Below are 20,856 nucleotides of genomic sequence, written 5' to 3' on the forward strand. Positions count from 1 at the left end.
TGTGCGTCGAGGGGTCAGTGGCGCTTCGAGCGAAGGGCCGCCAGGTTGTCGTAACTGATCTTGGCCTCGCGCAGCGACTGCGCGGGGTCCGTGGCGCTGGGCGAGTTGTCGTCCTCGATCATCGGGTTGTGGTAGTTCCGCTCCCCGACCCGTGAGAAGAACGTGGTGTAGTCGATGACGCCTGTTCCGAACGGCACCATGTCGTAGCCCATGCCGTTGGTGGTGCTCACGACACCGTCCTTGGCGTGGAACAGCGGGTACCGCTTGTTGTTGCGGACGACCAGACCGGCCGGGTCGAAGACCTTCGTCCGGGTGGAGCCGTCGTGGGCGGTGTACGTGGGGAACTTGTACTGGGCCACGTGCGCCCAGAAGATGTCCATCTCCAGCCAGACCACCCGCGGGTCGGTGACCTTGAGGAAGTACTCCAGCTTCCGGATGCCCGAGCTGCGGGTCGGCCGGCCCTGGGCGTCCAGCGGGCCGCCGTCGAGCAGGAAGCCGTAGGCGCCGTCGTGGTTGTGGGTGTACAGCTTGATGCCCTCCCGGTGGGCGATCGCGCCGAGGGCGTTCCACTTGTCGGCGGCCACGTCCCAGTCGGCGCGGTACTCGCTGCCGGTGGGGTCGCCACCGGTGCCCATGTGGTCCATGCCGAGGATGTTGGCGATCTCCAGGTGCTTCTTGAAGGTCTCCTTGTCCGCTGTGGTCAGCGGCCAGGAGGACGGGATGAAGCCGTGGTTGCCCTGGGCGCGCAGGCCGTAGTCGTCGAGCCAGGAGCGCAGCAGCCTGGCGCCCGCGACGGACTCCAGGCTGGCGCCGCCCGGCGCGTTGGCGTGCTGGTTGTAGCCGGCGAACTCCACCTGGCGGTATCCGTGGCGCGAGAGCTGCTTGAAGACCTCGCGGAAGCCCGAGGGCAGGTCCGAGGCGAGCGGGTCACGGGCCGTGGCGTCACGGACGGTGTAGAGGATGATGCCGCGCTTGCCCGCCGGGACGAGTACGTGCCCCTTGCCCTTGCCCTTGCCCTGGTCGTGGCCATGGCCGTGGTCGTGGTCTCTGCCCCGGTCCTGGGCCAGGGCGGGTGAGGCTCCGAGCACCGGGGCGGCGATCGCCCCGGCGGCGACGGCGGTGCAGGTGCTGAGGAAGCGGCGGCGGTTGACGCCGAGCGTGCGGCGCAGGGCCTCGCCGGTTCCGGATTCGTCGTTGAACGCGGTCACGGTGTCTCTCTTTCGGGTAGGTGTACAGCCATGTGCGGTGGGTGTGCGGTGGGTGTCCGGCCGTGGCGGTGACGAGCGGCGGACGAGTTATCCACAGGCCGAACACGGTGTCGGTGCCGTGTGTTTCACTTCTCGTAATCGCTCGTCCGGACCTTCCCGGGTGGTGTCACCCGAGGCCGGCCAGGTCGAGCAACAGGGATTTCACATCGGTGGCCGCGACGCGGTCGCCGACAGCGCGGGGGGTGGAGCAGATGATGAGCGGACCTTCGTCGTCGCTCAGGGGGAGGCGGCCGTGGCTGCCCCGAATAGGTGAGGGATCCAGGGGCACGACCGCCATGCGGTAGCGCATGCCGAGCTTCTTGCGGGCCAGCGCGCCCGCGGCCTTGACCTTGACGTACGGGTCGAGCGGGTCCATGAAGAGCTCGACCGGGTCGTAGCCGGGTTTGCGGTGGATCTCGACGAGCTGCGCGAAGTCGGGCGCGCGGGCGTCGTCGAGCCAGTAGTAGTACGTGAACCAGGCGTCCGGCTCCGCGACGGCGACGAGTTCGCCGGAGCGCGGATGGTCGAGGTGATGGGTCTTCTTGCCCTCGTCGTCGAGGAGTTGCTCGATGCCGGGCAGATCGGCGAGCGCCGCCTTCGTGGCCTCCATGTCCTCGGGACGGCGTACGTAGACATGGGCGATCTGGTGGTCGGCGACGGCGAAGGCCCGTGAGGTCATCGGGTCGAGGTACTCCATGCCGTCCTGGGTGTGCACCTCGAGGAGTCCGGCGCGGCGCAGTGCCCGGTTGATGTCGACGGGGCGGTCCGCGCGGGTGATGCCGTACTCGGACAGGGCGACGACGGTACGGCCCTCCGCGCGCGCGTCGTCGAGCAGGGGAGCCATGGCCGCGTCCAGGTCGGCGGCCGCCTTCAGGGCGCGCGGGTCGTCGGGGCCGAAGCGCTGCAGGTCGTAGTCGAGATGAGGGAGGTAGCAGAGGGTCAGGTCGGGACGGCGGGTGCGGATGACGTGACGGGTGGCGTCGATGATCCACTGGCTGGAGACGAGGTCGGCGCCGGGACCCCAGAAGTGGAAGAGCGGGAACGTGCCGAGTTTCTCGGTGAGTTCGTCGTGCAGGGCCGGGGGCCGGGTGTAGCAGTCGGGTTCCTTGCGGCCGTCGGCGTAGTAGACCGGACGGGGGGTGATGGTGATGTCGGTGTCGGCGCCCATGGCGTACCACCAGCAGATGTTGGCGACCGTGTAGCCGGGGTGGACGCGTCGGGCGGCGTCCCAGATCTTGTCCCCGGAGACCAGGCCGTTGTGCTGGCGCCACAGAAGTACGTCGCCGAGGTCGCGGAAGTACCAGCCGTTGCCGACGATGCCGTGCTCGGAGGGGTGGGTGCCGGTCAGGAACGTGGACTGGGCGGCGCAGGTGACGGCGGGCAGCACGGTCCCGAGGTGGGCCCGTGAGCCCGACTGGGCGAGGGACTTGAGGTGCGGCATGTGGTCGAGGAGACGGGGGGTGAGGCCGACGACGTCCAGGACGAGGAGGGGAGTGGGCGACGCGGGGCCTTCGGCGGGGGCCGGCCCGGTCGGGGTCTCGGGGGTGCTCACGGCAGCTCCTTCAGGCCGAGGTCCGTCAACAGGTCTCGGGCGAGGGTGAGTTCGGCGGCGATGCCGTCGGCGAGCTGGGCTCGGGCGCGGGGGCGCAGTTCCGGCGGGAGGGCCTGCCAGGTGTAGGTCTCGACCTCCAGATGGCGGGTGAGCGGGTGCGGGCCGCCGACCAGCAGGGCCAGCGTGTCCTTGAGCACGGGCAGGGTGGAGGTGAGGGGTGCGGCGGGGGCCGCGTGCAGCGGTACGTGGAAGTGGGCGCGCCACGGGGAGGCGTCGGGCAGCGCGTCCTCCTCGATGGCTTCGCCGAGGTCGTCGGTGCCGCGGAGTCCGGCCGCGGTGAGGGTGCGGGTCTGGTGCAGGAAGCGGGGTTCGTCGAAGGCGGCGAGTGCCTCGCGGACTTCGGGGAGGTGAGGGTGTTCGGCGTGCAGGGCGGCCGACAACTGGGACTTGACGACGGGGACGCCGGCGGCGGCCAGCCGGTCCAGGGCGGTGTGCGGATCTTCGAAGGAGGTGGCGAGGTGGCAGGTGTCGACGCAGACGCCGATGCGGTCGCGGCCGATGGCGGTCAGCGGGGCGATGGCGTCGGCGGTGGTCTCGACGGTGCAGCCGGGCTCCGGCTCCAGGCCGATGCGGATGGAGCGCCCGGTCAGCTCCTCCAGCGCGTCGAGGCGTTCGGCGAGCGTGCGCAGGGCCGTGTGGGCCAGGGCGGCGCGGTCGTCGTCGTACGCGGTGCGCCAGGCGAGCGGGAGGGTGGAGATGGTGCCCTCGGTGACGTCGTCGGGGAGGAGTCCGGCGAGGAGACGGGCGAGGGCGGTGGTGTGTTCGAGGCGTTCGGGGTCGGCCCAGTCCGGCTTGTAGACGCGGTACTTGACCTCCTCGGCGCCGAATCCCTCGTACGGGAAGCCGTTGAGGGTGACGACCTCCAGGCCGCGGCGGTCGAGTTCGGTGCGCAGGCCGCGGAGGGCGGACGGGTCGGTGACGAGGGCGTGGGCGGCGTCCTTGGCGAGCCACAGGCCGATGCCGAGCCGGTCGCGGCCGAGTCGTCTGCGCACGGGTTCGCAGTGGTCGCGCAGCTGGGCGCGGACGCCGGCGAGGGTCTCGGCGGGGTGGACGTTGGTGCAGTAGGCGAGGTGGACGGTGGAGCCGTCGGGGTGCCGGAAGCGCATGCGTCACGCCTCCGTGGTCGTGGGAGAGGCGGGAGAGGACTGCGGGGCGGACTTGGGGAGGCCGCGGAGGATGGAGTTGCCCTCGTGGGTGGTGTCCGTGTCCGCGACGTCGAGTTCGAGGCGGCCGCTGAGGCCGTAGAAGGCGACGGGGTTGCGCCACAGCACCCGGTCGACGTCGTCCTCGGTGAATCCTGCCTTCAGCAGGGCGTCGGCGACCTTGCGGGTCTTCAGCGGGTCGCTCTTGCCCCAGTCGGCCGCGGAGTTGACCAGTACCTTCTCCGGTCCGTACTCCTGCAGGACCGCGACCATCCGCTCCTCGTCCATCTTGGTGTCGGGATAGACGGAGAAGCCGAGCCAGCAGCCGCCGTCCTTGGCCTCCTTGACCGTGGTTTCGTTGAGGTGGTCGATCAGGACGTGGTCCGGGGGCAGTGCGGACTCCCGGACCACGTCCAGGGTGCGGCGCAGGCCGGCCAGCTTGTCGCGGTGCGGTGTGTGGACCATGGCGGGCAGCGCGTGGTCGGCGGCGAGCTGGAGCTGGACGGCCAGCGCGGTGTCCTCGGCCGGTGTCATCGAGTCGTAGCCGATCTCTCCGACGGCCACCACGTGGTCCTTCACGAGATACCGGGGCAGCTCGTCGAGGACGGGCACGCAGCGCGGGTCGTTCGCCTCCTTGGGGTTGAGGGCGATGGTGCAGTGGTGGGCGATGCCGTACTGGGCCGCGCGGAAGGGCTCCCAGCCGAGGAGGGCGTCGAAGTAGTCGAAGAAGGAGGCGGGTGAGGTGCGGGGCTGCCCGAGCCAGAAGGCGGGTTCGACGACGGCTCGGACGCCGGCGGCGTACATGGCCTCGTAGTCGTCGGTGGTCCGTGACGTCATGTGGATGTGGGGGTCGAAGATGCGCATCAGGACTCCTTGCCGTCGGGGCCGTGCGTGCCGTCGGGGGCGGTCGGGCCCTGGGGCGCGGCGGTTCCGGTGGGGGTGGCCGGGTGCCCGGTGAGGGCGAGGACGCGGTGCAGGTCGTGCGGGACGGGCCGGTCGGCGGCCCGGCGTTCGGCGGCGTAGTCGTCGAGCATCCGGGCCAGTTCGGTGTCGGCGTGGGCCCGGCGGGCGAGGTCGGCCACCGCGTCCACGGGGACACCGGTGAACAGGCACTTCAGGACGGCGTGCCGCCAGTTGTGGACGTCGAGGTGCCGGGCGGCGTACGGGCCGACGGCGGCGGCCACCAGCCGGGTGTCGTTGGTGCGCAGGGCGTCCTCGACGACCGGCAGCGCCTCGGGCCCGGACACGAGGTGGGGCAGGGCCGCCAGGACGGCGCGGCGTTCGTCGGCGGTGCCCTGGCGGTAGACGCGGGTGAGGGCCGGGGCGTCGGCGCGGGCCGCGTGCAGGAGGAGGACGCGGGCCGCCTCGGCGTGCTCGGGTCCGCAGCGGCGGCCCGCCTCGGCGATCCGCAGTTCCCACCCGGGGACGGGGCGGGCGTGGGCGCCCTGGTCGGCGGCCGCCTCGTCGAGGGCCTGGTCCAGCCAGGCGCGGGCGGCGCCGTCGAGGAGGGAGTTCAGGCGGGTGTGCAGGGCGGTCAGGGCGGGCGGGGCCTCCGGCGCGGTGGTGCCGGGGACGTCGTGGAGGTCGTTCACGGGGTGCTCCCTTCGGCGGCGACGGGGCCCTCACCGGGGACGGCCGGCCCGGCGGCCCGCTGGGCGGCGGACGAGGCCGCGTACTGGAGGAAGGGGAGGGACCGCTGGGCGAGTTGAGGGCCGGCGTGGGAGTGGCGGGGCAGTTCGACGGAGACCAGTCCCTCGTAGCCCGTGGCGGCCAGGGCTTCGAGGACGGGCGGGAAGTCGATCTCCCCGTCGCCGAACGGGAGGTGTTCGTGGACGCCGCGGCGCATGTCCTCGATCTGGACGTGCCGCAGCCAGGGAGCGGCGGCGCGTACGCAGTCGGCGGGCGACCGCTCTTCGAGGCACTGGCAGTGGCCGATGTCGAGGGTCAGTCCGAGGGCGTCCGGGCTGCCGAGGGTGGTGCGCAGCCGGTGGAAGTCGTCGAGGGTGGCGAGGAGGTGACCGGGCTCGGGTTCGACGGCGAGCGGGATCCCGGCGGCGGTGGCGGCGTCGAGGACGGGGGTGAGGGCTTCGGCGAGACGCTTCCAGGCGGCTTCCTCGGCCATCGCGCCGTCCGCCCGGCCCGGTGGTTCCTTCGGGAGGATGCCGCTGAAGCAGTGCACCGCGTGGGCACCGAGGTCGCCCGCGATCTCGACGGCACGGATGAGGAGGTCGACGCGGCGAGCTCGCTGGTCCGGGTCCGGGTCCAGCAGGGACGGGCCGTGCTTGCGCCGGGGGTCGAGCACGTAGCGGGCGCCGGTCTCCAGGGTGACGCCCAGGCCGAGTTCGTCCAGCCGGCGGGCGAGCCGGCGGGTGCGGGCCGCCAGGTCGGGGGCCAGCGGATCGAGGTGCATGTGGTCGAGGGTCAGCCCCACGCCGTCATAGCCGAGGTCGGCGAGCAGGGCCAGGGCGTCGTCCAGGCGCAGGTCGGTCAGGCCGTTGGTGCCGTAGGAGAAACGGAGGGGGTGGGGGTGGGGGTGGGGGGCCCACCCGGTGGTGGGACGCGGGCTCGGCTGAGGGGTCATGTCACGCTCACCTTTCGGCTGAACCTGCGTGCGGCCGGGGCGAGGGCGGCTGTCAGCAGGGCCGTGACGGGTGCTCCGGAGCGGGCGGCGAGGGCCGCCTGGAGCGGGATCATGGCTCGGATGCCGCCGCCGACGGCTCTCTGCGTGAGTGGGGGTGACGGGTTGAGAGCGGCGTGGAAGAGGGGGACGGCCGAGGTCGCGGCGTAGAGGGCGGCGAGCGCTCCGACCAGGGGCGCGGTGTTCGGGGCGGCCCGCCGGGAAGCGAGGTCCCCGGAGACGGCCGGCCTCTGCCTGCCGCTGCCCTCCCTGCCGTTGCTCGCTCCGTCGTCACTCGCTCCGCTGTCGTGCGTGCGGGCGTCGTGGGTCAGGGTCCAGGTCAGGGCCGTTGTCGTGGCCAGGGCTGTCAGCGGGGCCCATGGGGAACCGCCCTGGGTCTCCTGGCGGGAGACCGTGGTGACGGCCAGGGTGTGCGTGGCCAGGGTCAGCGCGGACGGCACGGCCTTTCGCGTGTCACCGCCCGAGGCCGCTCCGCCGAGGAGGAGGTCCAGGCCCCGGGCCGCGGCCATCGCCAGGGGGCCCGCGGGGGTGCGCTTGAGGACCAGGTCGTACGACCAGACCGTGGCCGCCAGGGCGCCGGCGATCGCGAGCGGGCGGCGGCCCGCGCGGGACGCCAGGGCCAGGCCCGCCGCGGTCAGGCCCCCGGCCGCCGCCAGTGCGGCGGCCGGCCGGACCCGGCCGGAGGGCAGCGGGCGGTGCGGGCGGTCCACGGCGTCCTCGGCGCGGTCGGCCCAGTCGTTGAGGGCCATACCGGCCTCGTACAGACAGAGGCTGGAGCCGATGGCCAGCAGGGTGCGGGGGGTGGGGCGGGCCCCTGCGGCGGCGGCGCCCGCGAGCGCGTCGCCGGGGACCGTGAACAGGGCGGGCAGCCGCAGGAGTTCCACCCAGGCGCGCACTCCCCCGCCCGCCGCGCGCGCACGCTCGGGACGCGCGCTCTCCACCTGTTCCTGTTCGCTCGCCGCACGCGCGCTCGGCTCCGGTGACGAGGCCGCCGTCGCCCGAGCCGGGCCGGTGGTCCGACCGGGCCGCAGCAGTCCGCTCAGCACACTCAGGCCGGTCAGTCCTCCGAGGCCGCGCGGGCGGCCGCGCAGGCCGCTCATCGTCGTTCCCCTCGTCGTTCCTGCGAGATGCCTTCCGGGTCCCCGCGGCCCGCCCGGGGTTGTCCGGCCCCCGGCCCTCCCCCGGGGGTCCGCAGCCGGTCGGCGAAGCCCACCAGGTCCGCGTACTGCTCCCCCAGGGCGGCGGGCCCCTCCCCCACCGGGTCCTTGAAGTAGAAGCCCAGCTCGGCCAGCGGGCCCGACAGGCCGACCTCGTGGGCCCGCGCCACCAGCCGGGCCAGGTCCAGGATCAGCGGAGCGGCGAGGGAGGAGTCACAGCCCTGCCAGGTCGTCTGGAGGACCATCCGGGTGCCGAGGAAACCGTCGAAGGCGATGTGGTCCCAGGCGGTCTTCCAGTCGCCGAGGGACGGTACGTCGTCGATGTGGGTCTCGCCCTCGGGGACCGTGCCGAGGGTGTCGGCGAGGACGCGTTCCTTGCCCGCGTTCTTCGCGGCGGCGGCGGCCGGGTCGGCCAGGGCCGCGCCGTCACCGCCGCCCAGCAGGTTCGTACCGGACCAGGCGCGGACCGCCAGCGCGCGCTGCGCGAACATCGGGCCGAGGACCGAGCGCAGCAGGGTCTGGCCGGTCTTGCCGTCGCGGCCCGCGTACGGCAGTCCGGACGCGGCCGCCGCCGGGGCGAGGCTCGGGTGGTGCAGGCCCATGGACGGGGTGAAGTTGACGTACGGGCAGCCGGCCCGCAGCGCGGCTGCCGCGTAGAGCGAGCTGGCGGGGAGCGCGGCGCCCTCGGGCACCGGCTCCGTGGAGGCCACGTTCACCACGACGGCCCCGGTCAGGTCGCACCGGTTCACGAAGTCGCGTATGTCGCGGGCGAGGTCCTCGATCAGTTCGTCCTCGCTGCGGGTGTCGCCCCGCAGCGGGCCGCCGATCCTGATCTCGCGGTCCGCGGCGGCCAGTTCGGCGGTGACGGCGGAGGGCAGGTCGGGGGGCAGGACGCCGCCTGCGGCGAGGCTCTCGGCCCGTTTCGGCAGCGGGCAGTCCACCACGTCGTGGCCGCCGAAGACGAGTGACGACAAGGCGGGCAGGCCCGCTTCGTGGAAGGCGCCGGTCTCGGTCACCATGCCGGTCGGTGGATGGAGCCCGGCCGTGACGGCCGCGCAGCCCGCGACGGCGGTCGTGGCGACGGAGCCCCTCGCTCCGATCAGCCACACTCCGATCCGAGAAGGGGAAACAGACGGTTCGGCGGACATGGGCAGCCTCCCTCTCATACGCGAACCGGAGGCGCGGTCGTACGCGGTCCGGGAAATCCGGGGAATTCGGACGGTGCCGGAGGAGGGGGAAAAGACGGCGGGCGGGGGTCCGGCGTCCCTCGCCCGCCGCCGCTCATTCGCCCTGCGCGGTGGGTCGCACCGGCAGGTGCTTGATCCGGACGTCGCGGAAGGACACCTGGTCCTCGGCTCCATGGTTCTGGAGGCCGATGTGACCGTCCCGCAGGCTGCGCGCCGGATCGGTGTTGGTGTAGTCGTTGACCTTCACGCCGTTGAGCCAGACGCGGAGCCTTTCGCCCTCCACGCGGATCTCGTACGTGTTCCACTCCCCCGGCGGGTTCAGCGCGCGGTCGCGCTTCTTGAGGTCGGCGGACTGGAAGCTGTACACGGCCCCGGTGGTGCGGTCGGGGGCGTCGGACGCGTCGATCTGGATCTCGTACCCGTTGTCGACGGCCGACCAGGGGTCGTCGGAGGCCGGGAAGCCCACGAAGACACCGGAGTTGTCGTCACCGCCGGCGCTCGCCATCTTCCAGTCGAGCTTCAGGGAGTACGAGGTGAACTCCGAGGCGGGGTACCAGAGCAGGCCCAGGCCGCCGGACGACGTGAGCGTTCCGTCGTCCGCGAGCGAGAACGAGCCCGGTCCTGCCTGCTTCCACCGCGCCAGTGACTCGGCGGTCCCGTCGAAGAGCGGTGTGTAGCCCTTCTCCGGACGGCAGTCGGCCTGTGTGTCGCCGACGGCCCAGCGGATGCCGCCCAGCAGGTGCTGCCGGAAGGCGGGATCGGCGTACGACTCCTTGGTGTGGCCGCTGCCGGTGTAGAAGGAGCGGCCGCCCCGGTACTCCTGGCACCAGGCGATCGGGTGGTCGCCGCTCATCGTGCCGCCGGTGTACGACGACTCGTCGAGGGAGGCCAGGACATGGGCCCGGTCGCGTGGGTTGGAGCGGTAGTTGTACCACTCGTCCGTGCGGTTCCAGGACTCCTCCAGGTGCGAGGTGGCCGGGTGGGACCGGTCCTCGACCTCGATCCGGGCGGGCTGGATCGCCGGGTGCGAGTCGAAGTAGGCGCCGGCGAGGCCGCCGTAGAACTCCCAGTCGTACTCGGTGTCGGCGGCCGCGTGGATGCCCACGTAACCGCCGCCGTGTCCGATGTACCGCTCGAACGCGTTCTGCTGGGGCTTGTCGAGGACGTCCCCGGTCGTGGAGAGGAACACCACGGCGTCGTACCGGGCGAGGTTGCGGGCGGAGAAGGCCCGCGCGTCCTCGGTGGCGTCCACCGCGAAGCCGTGTTCGGCGCCGAGGGACTCGACCGCGGCGATCCCCTCGGGGATGGAGTCGTGGCGGAACCCGGCGGTCTTGGAGAACACCAGGACGCGCTCACCCGTCGCGTGCCCCGAGGGCTTCGGCTGCGACGCGGAGGGCGAGGACGCGGCCGGTCCCGACACGCACCCGATGAGCAGGGCGGCGCCGACGACGGCGGTCGCCGTGCGGGTGGTTGCTTGCATGGCGGACCTCCCTCAGCCGGTCGTGAAGGTGAAGTCGTCCACGTCGTACAGGGGTCCGGTGCCGGTTCCCTTGAAGACGAGGTAGAGCGTGGTCGTGCCGCGCGGGGCGCGGGTCAGTGGGGCGTCGACGTCCTGGAAGGTCTCCCAGTCACCGGTCACCGGGACGGTCGCGGTGCCGAGCAGCCGGCCGGTGGGCGAGCCCGCGCGGACCTCGAGCTTGCCGCCCGCGCCGGCGGAGGAGACGCGTGCCGTGAGCTTCTTGGCGTTGCTCAGGACGTACGGCTCGAAGGCGATCCAGTCGCCCTTGTGGAGGTCACCGACGGTCTTTCCGCCGTGTGCGCCGGCCCTCGTGGTGACCGTGACGCCCTCGGAGGTGCCGAAGTGCTCGGCCTGCCGGTGCCTGGGCTGGACGACGGACTGGCCGTGGGTGGTGAGGGCCTCCTGGCCGCCGCCTCCGCCGTCGGTGTACTCCGCGTCGAAGACACCGAAGATGTTGGCGTCCTCGTCGTGGCCGCCGTCGGCGCTGGTCTGGATGGTGCCGGAGCAGCCGTTGGCGGTGGTCACCGGGTGGCCGTGGCTGTCGTGGCCGAGGACGAAGGTGACCTTGACCTTGGCGCAGTCGATGGTGCCGTCCTCCGGGTCGGTCACCTTCACCTTGAAGGGCACCGCGTCACCGAAGCTGAACAGTTGTCCGTCTGCGGGGAGTTGGAGTGTCACCTTCGGCGCGGTGTTGCCGACGACGATCCGTACGCTCGAACTGCCGGTGCGGCCGTCCGCGTCCTTCGCCGTCAGTGTCGCGGTGTAGGTGCCGTTCGTCCGGTACTTGTGCGTCGGGTTGGCCGCGGTCGACGTACCGCCGTCACCGAAGTCCCAGCTGTACGTGAGGGTGTCGCCGTCGGCGTCGGTGGAGCCCGCGGAGGAGAACTTCGTCTTCAGCGGCGCCTGTCCCGAGGTGCGGTCGGCGGTGGCCTGGGCCACGGGCGAGTGTCCGTCGGTGGCGTTCTCTATTCGGTACAGGGCGGAGTTCTCGTCGCCGCCGAACCAGGAGAGGCCGTAGTCGAGGACGTAGAGCGCGCCGTCCGGGCCGAAGGCCATGTCCATGATCTGGGTGCCGGTCCACGGCACGTCGTTGATGGACTGCACGGTCCCGCTGCCGTCCGACGTGATCCGCTTGATCCACTGGCGGCCGAACTCCCCGGCGAAGAAGTCCCCGTCGTAGCTCTCGGGGAACTTGACCGGCGAGTCGAGCGCGGCGTCGTAGTGGTAGACCGGTCCGCCCATCGGGGACTCGGAGCCGGTGCCGAACTCGGGCACGGAGCCGTCGTCGTAGGGGATCCAGGCGGCCTGGGCCGGCGGGAGGTCCGTCAGACCGGTGTTGTTCGGCGAGGTGTTCTTCGGTGCGGCGCAGTCGAAGGAGTCGCCCGAGGTGCCCGTCGCGAAGTCGTAGTCCACGTAGGCGTCGTTGTCGCCCGTGCAGTACGGCCAGCCGAAGTTGCCGGGCTCGGTCACCCGGGCGAACTCGACCTGGCCCGCGGGGCCGCGCGCGGGGTCGGCCGCGCCGGCGTCCGGGCCGTAGTCGCCGACGTAGAGGATGCCGGTCGCCTTGTCGACGCTGAAGCGGAACGGGTTGCGGAAGCCCATCGCGTAGATCTCGGGGCGTGTCTTGTCGGTGCCGGGCGCGAAGAGGTTGCCGTCGGGGACCGTGTACGAGCCGTCGGCGTTCACCTTGACGCGCAGGATCTTGCCGCGCAGGTCGTTGGTGTTGCCGGAGGTGCGCTGGGCGTCGAAGACGGGGTTGCGGTTCGCTCGCTCGTCGAGGGGCGCGTAGCCGTCTGACTGGAACGGGTTGGAGTCGTCACCGGTCGACAGGTAGAGGTTGCCGGCCGCGTCGAAGTCGATGTCGCCGCCGACGTGGCAGCAGATGCCGCGGGTCGCGGGGACGTCGAGGATCTTCTTCTCGCTGGCGTTGTCGAGGGTGCCGTCGGCGTTCAGGACGAAGCGGGAGAGGCGGTTGACTCCGTCGAAGGGCGCGAAGTCGGCCGCGGTGCCCGTCTCGGGGGCGTCGCCCGCGGGGGTGTCGAGCGGCGGGGCGTAGTAGAGGTAGATGAAGCGGTTGTCGGCGAAGCCGGGGTCGACGCCGACGCCCTGCAGGCCTTCCTCGTCGTGCGAGTAGACGTCGAGCTTGCCCGCCAGTTCGGTGTTCCCGGCGCTGTCGGTGAGCCGCAGTTCGCCGTCGCGTGAGGTGTGCAGCACCGAGCGGTCCGGCAGGACGGCCAGCGACATGGGCTCGCCGACCTCGGGTTCGCCCTTGGCGAGGGTGACCTGCTGGAAGTCCTCCGCCGCGGCCGTCGTGGCGGGGGCGGCGCCGGGGTCCGCGACGGCGGCGCCCGCCGGGGGTGTGGCGAGGGTCAGCGAGGCACCGGCGAGGAGTGCGCCGGTGAGCAGGGCCAGCGACTTGCGCAGTCGCAGTCTCGGGCGTCGTCTGTGGTTCTCGGTTCTGGTGCTGCCGGTGGGGTCGTTCGCGTGCACGGGTGCCTCCAGAGTTGGGGCTGGTGGTACATGCGGGTGCGATACGCCGGGGTGCGCCGTCATCCCGGAGTGAACTCTGCGAGGGGGGTGGCTGGTCGTGGGGTGGCTGGTGGTCGGGGGCCAGGGCCTGTTGCGAAAGTGGCCCTAGTCGTTGCCGCCGAAGGCCGCGTCGAAGGAGGCCGTCGGGGGTTCGAAGTCGAAGGCCTTGAGCCGGGTGAGTGCCTCGGGTGCGCCTTGGAGGCGGTCCATGCCCGCGTCCTCCCACTCGACCGAGACGGGTCCGGTGTAGTCGATGGAGCGCAGCATCCGGAAGACGTCCTCCCAGGGGACGTCGCCGTGGCCCGCGGACACGAAGTCCCAGCCGCGGCGGGGGTCGCCCCAGGGCAGGTGCGAGCCGAGGCGTCCGTTGCGTCCGTCGAGGCGCTTGCGCGCCTCCTTGCAGTCGACGTGGTAGATCCGGTCGCGGAAGTCCCACAGGAAGCCGACCGGGTCGAGGTCCTGCCACACGAAGTGCGACGGGTCGAAGTTGAGCCCGAAGGCGGGCCGGTGGTCGACTGCCTTGAGGGCGGCCTGGGTCGTCCAGTAGTCGTACGCGATCTCGCTGGGGTGGACCTCGTGCGCGAACCGCACGCCCTCGGTGTCGAAGACGTCGAGGATGGGGTTCCAGCGCATGGCGAAGTCCTCGTAGCCGCGCTCGATCATCGACTCGGGGGCCGGCGGGAACATCGCGACCAGGTGCCAGATCGAGGAGCCGGTGAAGCCGATGACGGTGTCGACGCCGAAGGCCGCCGCGGCGCGCGCGGTGTCGGCGATCTCGGCCGCTGCCCGCTGCCGTACGCCCTCGGCCTCGCCGTCGCCCCAGATGCGGGCGGGCAGGATCGCCTGGTGGCGTTCGTCGATGATGGCGTCGCAGACGGCCTGGCCGACGAGGTGGTTGGAGATGGCCCAGCACTTGAGCCCGTACTTGTCGAGGAGTTCGCGCCGGGAGTCCAGGTACCCGGGATCGGCGAGGGCCTTGTCGACCTCGAAGTGGTCTCCCCAGCAGGCGAGTTCGAGTCCGTCGTAGCCGAAGTCGCGGGCGAGGCGGCAGACTTCTTCGAGTGGCAGGTCGGCCCACTGGCCGGTGAACAGCGTGAAGGTGCGTGGCATGGGACTGGCCCTCCTCAGCTCGCGATGGGGGTGAAGACGGAGTTCTTCTCGGCGCTCTCCTCGACCGCCGCCAGCACGCGCTGCACCTGCAGCCCGTCGGCGAAGGACGGCAGTGGCTGTCCGCCGTCCGCGATCGCGTGGACCAGGTCGCGGGCCTGGTGCACGAAGGTGTGCTCGTAGCCGAGACCGTGGCCCGGCGGCCACCAGGCCTCCAGGTAGGGGTGGTCGGGTTCGGTGACGAGGATGCGGCGGAAGCCCGCGTGTGTGCCGGGTTCGGTGCCGTCGTGGTACGAGAGTTCGTTGAGGCGCTCCAGGTCGAAGGCCAACGAGCCCCGCTCGCCGTTGAGTTCGATGCGCAGGGAGTTCTTGCGGCCGGTCGCGAACCGGGTGGCCTCGAAGGAGGCGAGCGCTCCGGAGGCGAACCGTCCGGTGAACAGGGCCGCGTCGTCGACCGTGACGGGCCCCCGTTCGCCGCCGCCGGCCGCCGAGAGGCCGCTGGACGCTCCGGAGAGCAGCGGCCGCTCCCGTACGAAGGTCTCGGTCATCGCGGACACCCCGGTCACCAGTTCTCCCGCGAGGTACTGCGCGAGGTCGACGATGTGGGCGCCGAGGTCGCCGAGCGCGCCCGAGCCGGCCGTCTCCTTGCTCAGCCGCCAGGTCAGCGGGAACTCCCGGTCGACGAGCCAGTCCTGGAGGTAGGTCACCCGTACGTGGCGCAGGGCGCCGATGCGGCCCTCGGCGACCATCTTCCTGGCGAGTGCCGTCGCGGGCACCCGGCGGTAGTTGAAGCCGACCATCGCCACCTGGCCGCGCGCCGCGGCGGCCTCGGCGGCCTCGGTCATCGCCACGGCCTCCTCGACCGTGTTGGCGAGGGGCTTCTCGCACAACACGTGCTTGCCCGCGGCGAGGGCGGCGACGGCGATCTCGGCGTGGCTGTCGCCGGGGGTGCAGATGTCGACGAGGTCGACGTCGTCGCGGGCGATCAGGGCCCGCCAGTCGGTCTCGGCGGCCGCCCAGCCGAGCCGGTCGGCCGCCGCTCTGACGGCACCAGGGTCACGGCCGCAGACGGCGGCGAGGACGGGCCGGCGCGGCAGGTCGAAGACGCGGCCCGCGGTGCGCCAGCCCTGGGAGTGGGCGGCACCCATGAACGCGTATCCGACCATGCCCACGCCCAGTGGGGGCGTGCCGGCCTGTGCCCCGGCCTGTGCCTCGTCGGGGTGCTGCGGCTGTGCCATACGGAGGTCCTCCTCTTCGTCGTGGCGCGGTGGGGGGCGCGCTGCCGCCGGCTCGCGGTGTGGGGAAGTGCGGGTTCGCTGTGGCTGGTCGCGCCCACACGGCGGAGCCGTACATGTCACAGCCCCGCGCCCCTGGTAGGGCGTCCCTGGCGGGCGCCCTTGACGGGGCTGCGGCCTACTTGAAGCCGGTGGGCAGGTACGTCTTGATGTTCTCCTTGTCGACGACCGCCGAGTAGAGCGTCAGGGAGGTGGGGATCTCGAACTCCGCGAGGCCGCTGACGCCCTTGCCCTGGCCGAGTGCGCGGGCGAGGTCGATCGCGGACGCGGCCATGGTCGGCGGGTAGAGGACGGTGGCCTTGAGGACGCTGTTGTCCGACTCGATGGCCTGCATCGCGGACAGTGCGCCCGCTCCGCCGACCATCAGGAACTCGTCACGTCCGGCCTGCTCGATGGCGCGCAGGGCGCCGACTCCCTGGTCGTCGTCGTGGTTCCACAGCGCGTCGAAACTCGACTGGGCCTGCAGGAGCTGGGACATCTTGGCCTGTCCCGACTCGACGGTGAAGTCGGCGGCCTGGCGGGCCACCTTCTTGATGTTCGGGTAGTTCTTGAGGGCCGCGTCGAAACCGGCCGTGCGCTGTTTGGTGAGTTCCAGGTTGTCGATCCCGGCCAGTTCGATGACCTTGGCGTTCTTCTTGTCCTTGAGCTTCTCGCCGATGTAGTTCCCGGCGTTGAAGCCCATGCCGTAGTTGTCGCCGCCGATGTAGCAGCGGTACGCCTGCGGGGAGTTGAAGATGCGGTCGAGGTTGACCACCGGGATGCCGGCGCGCATGGCCGTCAGGCCGACCTGGGTGAGGGCCTTGCCGTCGGCGGGCAGCACCACCAGGACGTCGACCTTCTTGTTGATCAGGGTCTCCACCTGGCCGATCTGCGCGGCGGTGTCGTTGGAGCCCTCGGTGATCTCCAGTGTCACGTCCGAGTACTTCTTGGCGCGGCTCTTGGCGTTGTCGTTGATCGCGTTGAGCCAGCCGTGGTCGGCCTGCGGGCCGGCGAAGCCGATGGTGACCTGCTTGCCGGGCTTGTCGTCGGCGGCGGGCTTGTCGTTGGAGGCCGGCTCGTCGTCGGACTCGTTGCTGGTGCAACCGGCGAGGAGGACACCGGCCGAGACGGCGGCGGTGCCGAAGAGCAGTCCTCTGCGGCTCGTGAGCTCTGGCATGTCGGTGGTCCCTTTCCTCAAGGCGTGTCCCTCGGGTCGTGCGGGGAGTGCTGTGCGTGGTGCTTCACGTGATGTGCCGGGTCGTGGGTGCGGCGAGGTGCCGCGCGGCGCGCTGTCTGGTGTTCGCGCTGCCTGGTGCTCGCGTTACCTGGTCTTCGTGTTACGTGGTGTTCGCGGTGCGGCGCTGGACGAGTACGGCGGCGACGATGATGGCGCCCTTGGCTATCTGCTGGACGTCGCTCTGCAGGTTGTTCAGGGCGAAGATGTTCGTGATCGTGGTGAAGATCAGGACCCCGAGCACCGAGCCGGTGATGGTGCCGCGGCCGCCGGTGAGCAGGGTGCCGCCGATGATCGCGGCGGCGATCGCGTCCAGTTCGTACAGGTTGCCGTTGGTGTTCTGGCCCGAGCCGGACAGGATGATCAGCATGAAGGCCGCGATGCCGCAGCACAGTCCGGAGAGCAGATACAGGTAGAGGCGCTGGCGGCGTACGTCGATCCCGGCGAGCCTGGTGGCCTCCGCGTTGCCGCCGACGGCGATCGTGCGCCGGCCGAAGGTGGTGCGGTTGAGCACGAGCCAGCCGATGACGGTCACGACCGCGAACATGATGACGAGGGGCGGGATGCCCAGGACGTAGGAGTCCCGCTCGCCGAGGTCGAGGATGCTGTCGACCGAGACGACCTGGGTGTTGCCGTCGGTGATCTGCAGGGCGAGGCCGCGGGCCGAGGCGAGCATGGCGAGGGTCGCGATGAACGGCACCATGGCGCCGTACGCGATCAGCAGCCCGTTGACGAGGCCGCAGCCGACCCCGACGACGACCGCCGTGAAGAAGATCCCGGCGAAGCCGTACTCCTGGGTGGCGACGGTGGTCGCCCACACCGAGGCGAGGGCGACGATCGCGCCGACGGACAGGTCGATGCCGCCGGAGGTGATGACGAACGTCATGCCGACGGTGACGACACCGATCACCGAGGCCTGGGTGAGGACGAGTTGGAGGTTGCGGGTGTCGAGGAACTCGTCGGGTTTGGTGATGCCTCCGATGAGGATCAGGACGGCGAGCACACCGAGCAGTGACAGGGTGCGGACGTCGGCACGGGCCACGACCGTCCGCCACGGACCGGGTTCCGTCTTCGGGGACATCTTCGGGGTGGCGTCCCTGGGCGGGGACACGGGCTGCGTCATGACGCCGGGCTTCCTTCCATGACGAGGTCGAGTACACGGTGTTCGTCGAGCTCCTGGGCGGGCGCCGTATGGACGACGCGCCCCTCGCGGAGCACCAGGACGCGGTCGGCGAGGCCGAGGACCTCGGGTACTTCGCTGGAGACCAGCAGCACGGCCAGGCCTTCGTCGGCGAGGCGGCGGATGACGGCGTACAGCTCGGCGCGGGCGCCCACGTCCACTCCGCGGGTCGGTTCGTCGAGCAGCAGCACCCGGCAGCCGCGCAGCAGCCAGCGGGCGAGGACCGCTTTCTGCTGGTTGCCGCCGGAGAGGGTCCGGATGAGGGCGGACGGGTTGTCGGGGCGCAGCGACAGTTCGCGGGTCGCCTTGCGGGCCGCGTCCCGTTCGGCGCTCCTGTCCAGCCAGCCGCCGTACGAGAAGCGGGACATGGAGGACACGGAGACGTTGCGGGTGACGGACTCCAGCATGAGCAGGGCCTGTGCCTTGCGTTCTTCCGGCGCGAGGCCGAGTCCCGCGGCGACGGCGGCGCGGACACTGCCCGGCCTCAACTGCTTTCCTCCGACCCGGACTTGACCGGCGGTCGGCTTGCGGGCGCCGTAGATGGTCTCCAGGATCTCGGAGCGGCCGGAGCCGACGAGTCCCGCGAGGCCGACGATCTCGCCGGGCCGCAGGGTGAGGTCGATGGGCTCGAACTCGCCGTCCCGGGCCAGCCCTTGGACTTCGAGGACCGGTTCGGACACCGCCGGGTGGGCGGGCCGCTCCGGGAAGACGTACTCGACGTTGCGGCCGGTCATCAGCGCGACGACCTCACTGGTCGGGGTCGACTCCGCGGGCAGTCCGCCGGCCACCGCGCGGCCGTCCTTGAGCACGGTGACCCGGTCGCCGATGCGGCGGATCTCCTCCAGGCGGTGCGAGATGTAGACGACGGCGACGCCTTCGGCGGTGAGGTCCCCGACGATGCGGAAGAGGTTGGCGACCTCGTCCGGGTCGAGGGCCGCGGACGGTTCGTCCATGACGATGAGGCGTACGTCGTGGGAGAGCGCCCGCGCCATGGAGACGATCTGCTGCTGGGCGGCGGACAACTCGCCGACCAGGCGCGACGGGTCGATCTCCGGGTGGCCGAGCCGCTTGAGCAGCGCGGCGGTCGACGTCCGTGCCTGCTTGCCGCGTACGACGAATCCGGCGGAGGTGGGTTCGTGGCCGAGGTAGACGTTCTCGGCCACCGACAGGCCTTCCACCAGGTCGAGTTCCTGGTAGATGGTGGCGATGCCGAGGCGCATGGCGGCGATGGGCGAGCGGAGGGTGACCTCCTCGCCGCGCCAGCCGATGGTGCCGTCGTCCGGCTGGTGGGCGCCGGCCAGGACCTTGATGAGTGTGGACTTTCCGGCGCCGTTCTGGCCGAGGAGGCAGTGCACTTCACCGGTCTGGACGTCGAGGTCGACGCCGTCGAGGGCCCGGACACCGGGGAAGGACTTGGTGATGCCGGACATCGTGAGAAGGGGTGGTTCGGGTGCCATGACGGTTCCCCTCGGCGTACGGGCCGGCCGGTCTCAGGGCAGGGCTGAGTGAGGCAGGGCGAGGCAGGGTGTGTGGTCAGGGGTGGGTACGGGTGTGGCTCTGTGTCGGCTCTGGGCGGTGGGGCGTCGGTACGGAGAGGTGTGGCGTCGGTGCGGCTCGGGGTGCGGGTGTTACGCGGGTGAGAACAGGTGGTCGCTGATGAGGCGGGCCGCGCCGATGACTCCGGCGGTGGGGCCCAGCTCCCCCAGGACGATGGGGAGGTTGCCGGTCGCGAGGGGCAGCGACTGGCGGTAGACCTGGGTGCGGATCGCGGCGAGCAGGGTGTGGCCGAGGCCGGTCACTCCGCCGCCGATCACCACCAGGCCCGGGTTGAAGAAGCTGACGAGTCCGGCGATGACCTGGCCGGTGCGGTTGCCGCCCTCACGTATCAGGTCGAGGGCGGTGGCGTCGCCCGCGGCGGCCGCGGCGGCGACGTCGATGGCGCTGAGCGCGCCCGCCGCCTCCATGCGTGCCGCGAGTTCCTGGGAGAGGCCCTGCTGGGCGGCCTCCGTGGCGTCGCGGGCCAGCGCGGCGCCGCTGAAGTGGGCTTCCAGGCAGCCCCGGTTGCCGCACGCGCACGGGCGGCCGTCCGGTACGGCCTGGATGTGGCCGATGTCGCCCGCGCTGCCTGTCGTACCGCGGTAGACCTCTCCGCCGACGACGATCCCGCAGCCGATACCGGTACCGATCTTGACGCAGAGGAAGTCGCCCACGGAGCGGGCCACGCCCGCGTGCTGCTCCCCCATCGCCATCAGGTTCACGTCGTTGTCGACCATGACGGGGCAGCCGAGGTCCTGGCTCAGCGCCTCGCGCACCGGGAATCCGTCCCAGCCCGGCATGATCGGCGGGGCGACCGGGACGCCCTCGGGGAAGCGGACGGGTCCGGGGACGCCTATGCCGGCGCCGTCGAATCCCTCCGCGAGGCCGGATGCCTTCAGCTTGGCCGCCATGGACAGGACCTGCTCGAAGACCGCGACCGGGCCTTCGCGTACGTCCATGGGCTGGGTGATGTGTCCCAGCACCTCCAGCTCCGCGTTGGTGACCGCTACGTCTATCGAGGTGGCCCCTATGTCGACGCCCAGGAAGCGCAGGGCGGGGGCGAGGCGGATGTTGTGGGACCGGCGGCCGCCGCGGGAGGCGGCGAGTCCGTCGGCCACGACCAGGCCTGTCTCCAGGAGGCGTTCGACCTCCACGGCCAGCTTGGACCGCGAGAGATCGACCTGGTCTCCCAGCTGGGCCCGTGAGTTGGGGCCGCCGTCACGCAACAGGGTGAGCAGCCGCGCCTGGTGGGCGTTCCCGGGTCGCGCTGTCATACGTCTCACGAGCCCCTCCCCGCCTCATCGGCACCGCCGTCGTTGTCTTTCGAGGGGAACGTAGCAGTGGCTGCCGGGACTGGGAAGAAGTTGCGCAGGAATTACCTACGACTTCTTCCACTCAGAGGACAAAGAGCAGTGGAGTAGTACCGTGAAACGGTACTTATCACGTGAAACAGCACGACGGGCTCCTGCCGGGGGCCAGACAGCGAGGTGCCAC

Annotated in this window: 16 protein-coding genes; all 16 read right to left on the minus strand. The window is 71.5% G+C overall.

The features are described from left to right. Positions 1-14 precede the first annotated feature (14 nt). Positions 15-1,208: a sugar phosphate isomerase/epimerase family protein gene (locus ACLVWQ_RS21410; protein ID WP_414110662.1), complete on the minus strand. Its 1,194-nt coding sequence runs from the start codon at positions 1,206-1,208 to the stop codon at positions 15-17. A gap of 166 nt (positions 1,209-1,374) precedes the next feature. Then, positions 1,375-2,799, minus strand: coding sequence for an alkaline phosphatase family protein (locus ACLVWQ_RS21415; protein ID WP_414110663.1), 1,425 nt, complete (start codon positions 2,797-2,799; stop codon positions 1,375-1,377). After that, positions 2,796-3,965: a metabolite traffic protein EboE gene (eboE, locus tag ACLVWQ_RS21420; RefSeq protein ID WP_414110664.1), complete on the minus strand. Its 1,170-nt coding sequence runs from the start codon at positions 3,963-3,965 to the stop codon at positions 2,796-2,798. Before eboE ends, ACLVWQ_RS21415 begins: the two co-directional genes overlap by 4 nt. Before the next feature lie 3 nt (positions 3,966-3,968). Then, positions 3,969-4,865: a TatD family hydrolase gene (locus ACLVWQ_RS21425; RefSeq protein WP_414110665.1), complete on the minus strand. Its 897-nt coding sequence runs from the start codon at positions 4,863-4,865 to the stop codon at positions 3,969-3,971. Beyond that, the gene (locus tag ACLVWQ_RS21430; RefSeq protein ID WP_414110666.1) at positions 4,865-5,593 is read right to left on the minus strand and encodes an EboA domain-containing protein; all 729 of its coding nucleotides are present in this window, start codon (positions 5,591-5,593) and stop codon (positions 4,865-4,867) included. The genes ACLVWQ_RS21425 and ACLVWQ_RS21430 overlap by 1 nt, the downstream gene beginning before the upstream one ends. After that, the gene (locus ACLVWQ_RS21435) at positions 5,590-6,582 is read right to left on the minus strand and encodes a sugar phosphate isomerase/epimerase family protein (RefSeq protein WP_414110668.1); all 993 of its coding nucleotides are present in this window, start codon (positions 6,580-6,582) and stop codon (positions 5,590-5,592) included. Before ACLVWQ_RS21435 ends, ACLVWQ_RS21430 begins: the two co-directional genes overlap by 4 nt. Then, positions 6,579-7,739, minus strand: a complete 1,161-nt coding sequence (locus ACLVWQ_RS21440) for an SCO3242 family prenyltransferase (RefSeq protein ID WP_414110669.1) — start codon at positions 7,737-7,739, stop codon at positions 6,579-6,581. The genes ACLVWQ_RS21435 and ACLVWQ_RS21440 overlap by 4 nt, the downstream gene beginning before the upstream one ends. Continuing rightward, positions 7,736-8,944, minus strand: a complete 1,209-nt coding sequence (locus ACLVWQ_RS21445) for an inositol-3-phosphate synthase (RefSeq protein WP_414110671.1) — start codon at positions 8,942-8,944, stop codon at positions 7,736-7,738. The genes ACLVWQ_RS21440 and ACLVWQ_RS21445 overlap by 4 nt, the downstream gene beginning before the upstream one ends. A gap of 133 nt (positions 8,945-9,077) precedes the next feature. After that, entirely contained in the window at positions 9,078-10,463 is a 1,386-nt protein-coding gene (locus tag ACLVWQ_RS21450) for a ThuA domain-containing protein (protein ID WP_414110673.1), read from the minus strand. A 12-nt stretch (positions 10,464-10,475) separates the two neighbouring features. Further along, complete coding sequence (locus ACLVWQ_RS21455) at positions 10,476-12,992, minus strand: PQQ-dependent sugar dehydrogenase (RefSeq protein ID WP_414110675.1); 2,517 nt, start codon at positions 12,990-12,992, stop codon at positions 10,476-10,478. 144 nt (positions 12,993-13,136) lie between these two features. Then, complete coding sequence (locus ACLVWQ_RS21460) at positions 13,137-14,141, minus strand: sugar phosphate isomerase/epimerase family protein (RefSeq protein WP_414110677.1); 1,005 nt, start codon at positions 14,139-14,141, stop codon at positions 13,137-13,139. Positions 14,142-14,155: 14 nt separating this feature from the next. Beyond that, positions 14,156-15,376 (minus strand): Gfo/Idh/MocA family protein, encoded by a 1,221-nt coding sequence (locus ACLVWQ_RS21465; protein ID WP_414110679.1) that lies wholly within the window; start codon positions 15,374-15,376, stop codon positions 14,156-14,158. A gap of 175 nt (positions 15,377-15,551) precedes the next feature. Further along, the gene (locus ACLVWQ_RS21470) at positions 15,552-16,589 is read right to left on the minus strand and encodes a substrate-binding domain-containing protein (RefSeq protein WP_414110681.1); all 1,038 of its coding nucleotides are present in this window, start codon (positions 16,587-16,589) and stop codon (positions 15,552-15,554) included. A gap of 160 nt (positions 16,590-16,749) precedes the next feature. Continuing rightward, positions 16,750-17,769: an ABC transporter permease gene (locus tag ACLVWQ_RS21475; RefSeq protein ID WP_414110683.1), complete on the minus strand. Its 1,020-nt coding sequence runs from the start codon at positions 17,767-17,769 to the stop codon at positions 16,750-16,752. Beyond that, positions 17,766-19,283 carry a sugar ABC transporter ATP-binding protein gene (locus ACLVWQ_RS21480; RefSeq protein ID WP_414110685.1) on the minus strand — a complete coding sequence of 506 codons (1,518 nt, stop codon included), beginning with the start codon at positions 19,281-19,283 and terminating at the stop codon, positions 17,766-17,768. Before ACLVWQ_RS21480 ends, ACLVWQ_RS21475 begins: the two co-directional genes overlap by 4 nt. A gap of 171 nt (positions 19,284-19,454) precedes the next feature. Further along, positions 19,455-20,636 (minus strand): ROK family protein, encoded by a 1,182-nt coding sequence (locus tag ACLVWQ_RS21485; protein ID WP_414110687.1) that lies wholly within the window; start codon positions 20,634-20,636, stop codon positions 19,455-19,457. Between the last annotated feature and the right edge of the window lie 220 nt (positions 20,637-20,856).

The sequence above is a fragment of the Streptomyces sp. CWNU-52B genome (assembly GCF_047444975.1).
In the GTDB taxonomy this organism is placed as follows: domain Bacteria; phylum Actinomycetota; class Actinomycetes; order Streptomycetales; family Streptomycetaceae; genus Streptomyces.

Bases quoted from the DNA above. Each gene is read 5' to 3' on its own strand.
- eboE (WP_414110664.1), bottom strand. From the start codon at position 3,965: ATGCGCTTCCGGCACCCCGACGGCTCCACCGTCCACCTCGCCTACTGC.
- ACLVWQ_RS21425 (WP_414110665.1), bottom strand. From the start codon at position 4,865: ATGCGCATCTTCGACCCCCACATCCACATGACGTCACGGACCACCGAC.
- ACLVWQ_RS21435 (WP_414110668.1), bottom strand. From the start codon at position 6,582: ATGACCCCTCAGCCGAGCCCGCGTCCCACCACCGGGTGGGCCCCCCAC.
- ACLVWQ_RS21440 (WP_414110669.1), bottom strand. From the start codon at position 7,739: ATGAGCGGCCTGCGCGGCCGCCCGCGCGGCCTCGGAGGACTGACCGGC.
- ACLVWQ_RS21445 (WP_414110671.1), bottom strand. From the start codon at position 8,944: ATGTCCGCCGAACCGTCTGTTTCCCCTTCTCGGATCGGAGTGTGGCTG.
- ACLVWQ_RS21450 (WP_414110673.1), bottom strand. From the start codon at position 10,463: ATGCAAGCAACCACCCGCACGGCGACCGCCGTCGTCGGCGCCGCCCTG.
- ACLVWQ_RS21460 (WP_414110677.1), bottom strand. From the start codon at position 14,141: ATGCCACGCACCTTCACGCTGTTCACCGGCCAGTGGGCCGACCTGCCA.
- ACLVWQ_RS21465 (WP_414110679.1), bottom strand. From the start codon at position 15,376: ATGGCACAGCCGCAGCACCCCGACGAGGCACAGGCCGGGGCACAGGCC.
- ACLVWQ_RS21470 (WP_414110681.1), bottom strand. From the start codon at position 16,589: ATGCCAGAGCTCACGAGCCGCAGAGGACTGCTCTTCGGCACCGCCGCC.
- ACLVWQ_RS21475 (WP_414110683.1), bottom strand. From the start codon at position 17,769: ATGACGCAGCCCGTGTCCCCGCCCAGGGACGCCACCCCGAAGATGTCC.
- ACLVWQ_RS21480 (WP_414110685.1), bottom strand. From the start codon at position 19,283: ATGGCACCCGAACCACCCCTTCTCACGATGTCCGGCATCACCAAGTCC.
- ACLVWQ_RS21485 (WP_414110687.1), bottom strand. From the start codon at position 20,636: ATGACAGCGCGACCCGGGAACGCCCACCAGGCGCGGCTGCTCACCCTG.